4 protein-coding genes are annotated in these 2,991 nt (G+C 51.3%); all 4 read left to right on the forward strand.

Features of this window, described 5'->3' with window-relative positions:
• On the forward strand, positions 1-583 hold a 583-nt coding region (locus FWE06_10180; protein MCL2547527.1), incomplete at its 5' end, for a TraG/TraD/VirD4 family protein.
• Between the two features lie 101 nt (positions 584-684).
• Positions 685-1,500 carry a Rha family transcriptional regulator gene (locus tag FWE06_10185; protein MCL2547528.1) on the forward strand — a complete coding sequence of 272 codons (816 nt, stop codon included), beginning with the start codon at positions 685-687 and terminating at the stop codon, positions 1,498-1,500.
• Between the two features lie 216 nt (positions 1,501-1,716).
• Entirely contained in the window at positions 1,717-1,929 is a 213-nt protein-coding gene (locus FWE06_10190) for a Maff2 family protein (GenBank protein ID MCL2547529.1), read from the forward strand.
• A 3-nt stretch (positions 1,930-1,932) separates the two neighbouring features.
• Complete coding sequence (locus FWE06_10195; GenBank protein MCL2547530.1) at positions 1,933-2,796, forward strand: CD0415/CD1112 family protein; 864 nt, start codon at positions 1,933-1,935, stop codon at positions 2,794-2,796.
• The last annotated feature ends 195 nt before the right edge of the window (positions 2,797-2,991 follow it).

Below are 2,991 nucleotides of genomic sequence, written 5' to 3' on the forward strand. Positions count from 1 at the left end.
CAATATCGGCAAAATCCCACGTTTCGAGAAGCTGATAGCAACGATCCGAAGCCGCGAAATCTCTGCCTGCGTCATATTGCAGGCGCAATCGCAGCTCAAAAGCATCTACAAGGACGACGCCGAGACAATCATCGGCAACATGGACACCGTTTTATTCCTTGGCGGCAAAGAAAAGACGACTTTGAAAGACATGTCCGAATCGCTTGGAAAAGAGACGGTGTACATGCTCACCAACAACATCAGCAGGGGCAACAACCCGTCCTACGGGCAAAACACGCAGAAGCTCGGCAAGGAACTGATGAGCATCGACGAAATCGCAGTGATGGACGGACTCAAATGCATACTGCAATTACGCGGCGTCAGGCCGTTCCTGTCGGACAAATTCGATATAACCAAGCATAAGAACTATCGCTACCTGTCCGACTCAAACCCGAAAAACGCCTTTGACATCGGCAAGTTCGTGCTGCGTAAACTGAAAGTGAACCCTAACGAGCAGTACAAGTATTTTGAGTACGCGGAGCCGGAGGACGACCTGCCGGACGAAGCCTTTGACGACTTCCCGGTTGACCTTGAGCCAATCTAACAGCAACCCAGCTTCATGCCGCCCTCTCCCAAACTCAAATGGGAGGGGGCGGCTTTTTGCGTCCCAAGACAAAATCTAAGAACAAATGGAGGAAAAACACTATGGCAGACTTGACCATCATCAAACAGAACGGCAGAGCTTACATAGACAGCCGTGAGGTTGCCGACGCTATCGGCAAAGAGCATAACCATCTGCTGCGCGATATTCGCAACTACATCAGCATCATTGAAGAAATCGGAGCGTCCAAAATTGGACACTCCGATTTCTTCGTCGAAAGCAGCTACCAAAGCGCTCAAAACAAAGAAATGCCATGCTTCCTCATAAGCAAGATGGGGGCAGAGGTCATCGCAAACAAACTGACAGGCGAGAAAGGCATCCTGTTCACCGTCGCCTATGTCGCAAAGTTCAATGACATGGAAGCCGCCGAACGCGAACTGGAAATGCGCGCCGCAACGCCAGCCCCCAGGCTCGGCGAATACAACGCCTGCGCACGGATCGTGATTCGTGCCTTGCAGGAGCTGGGGACAATGCCGGAAGACGTGATCCTGTTTCTGCGCGAACTGTACAAGCCGCTGGGCATTTCCATTGCCGCTGATACCGTGATTGACATGGATAGCGAAACTGCACCGCACGTTCCCCGCAATTACACGGCGAAACAGATCGCGGAGCTGGTTGGCATCTACTCCATTGCCGGCAACCCCCACCCACTGGCGGTAGCCTGCATCCTAAATGAAAACCTGTACATTGGCGAGGATCATAAAACAGCCGTCACTTTGGATTGCGGCAACCATTTCGGCATCAGCATCCGTTATGACGACTACGCCCTCCAGTCGGTAAAAGGCTGGCTCGTTGAGTACGGTTTCCCGGATGAAATCTATGGTTTCGACCGGACTTTCAATGTCCGGTACGGGCATTAGCGCTTTCCCGTCCAGCAAGGGCCTTTGCAACACCACGTGGCTCTTTTTATATAAAGACAAAAAACAACAAAGTGCGCGGGAAAACAACAAGAAATAATGAAAGGAGCGGTCGGGCAACTGAAAACGCGCACTGACAAGACCCGCCATGCGCGGGTTTTTGTTTGAGTGGCATCCGCATGGTGCCCACTCGTCCAGTTGCCTGACTTGGTAATCGGATTGGAATTCTTCAATTCTGCGGTTGATGTACTGCAAACACTCGTTATCGCCCTTGGCGCGGGCCTCGGTATTTGGGGGGTAATAAATCTTTTGGAGGGGTACGGCAACGATAACCCCGGAGCGAAGTCGCAAGGCATGAAGCAACTGATGAGTGGCGGAGGTGTGGCCCTCATCGGGATCGTGCTTGTACCTTTGTTGAGTGGGTTGTTTTAGGCGATGTTCGGGCTGTTCGACGCAATCGCCGACTGGTTCAGGGGGCTGTTGATCGACGGCATAATGCACAACTTCACCGGCATGTTCGAAGACATGAACACAAGGGTCGGTGAGATTGCAGGACAAGTAGGGCAAACGCCGGAGGGCTGGAACTCCGGCATTTTCGCCCTCGTCCGAACCCTGTCAGAAACGGTGGTCATGCCCATAGCGGGTATGATATTGACTTTCATTGTCTGTTACGAACTGATACACCTCGTCATTGAACGTAACAACATGCACGATTTCGATACGTTTATCATATTCAAATGGATATTCAAGACATTCTGCGCGGTCTATATCCTGACGCACACCTTTGACATTGTGATGTTCGTGTTTGCAATTGCACAAAACGCAGTGAACAACAGCGCGGGCATCATAGCCGGAAGCCTCGACTTGGACATAGCCCTGCTAGAACTCGAAGCGCAGCTATCGACCATGAACGTTGGCGAACTGATTGGGCTGTACTTCGAATCGGCGATACTGCGCATCGTCATGAACGCCATCTCAGTCTGTGTGTTCCTCATAATATACGGCAGGATGATAGAGATATACCTGACGATCTCAGTAGCCCCAATACCGCTGTCCACCATGATAAACCGCGAATGGGGCGGCATCGGCAACAGCTACCTCAAAGCCCTGTTCGCGCTCGCGTTCCAAGGGTTCCTCATAATGGTCTGCGTCGCTATCTATGCCGTGCTGCTGCAAGGCATAACAGCAGCACCGAGCATCCACGCAGCAATTTGGGGCGCGATGGGCTACACGATACTGCTCTGCTTCATTTTGTTCAAGACAGGCAGTATGAGCAAAGCGCTCTTCGGCGCACACTGATGTTGATGTACAATAAAGTTTGATAATGAAGTCTGCAAAATGACAGCAATGTTTGATAACGGTGCACAACTGATGTTGGCAGCTACAAAATAAACATATAACGGCAGTTGCACAATAAACGCATAATTACAAAAAAATCGTATGGCGGCCAAACACACAGGCGGGGCAAAGCTGTCCGCCTGTGGTCGCTTTTGC

The organism is Oscillospiraceae bacterium, from assembly GCA_009780275.1.
Taxonomy (GTDB): Bacteria; Bacillota; Clostridia; order Oscillospirales; family UBA929; genus WRAI01.

Excerpts from the sequence above, each read along its gene's own strand:
- FWE06_10185 (MCL2547528.1), top strand. The coding sequence starts at position 685 with ATGGCAGACTTGACCATCATCAAACAGAACGGCAGAGCTTACATAGAC.
- FWE06_10195 (MCL2547530.1), top strand. The coding sequence starts at position 1,933 with ATGTTCGGGCTGTTCGACGCAATCGCCGACTGGTTCAGGGGGCTGTTG.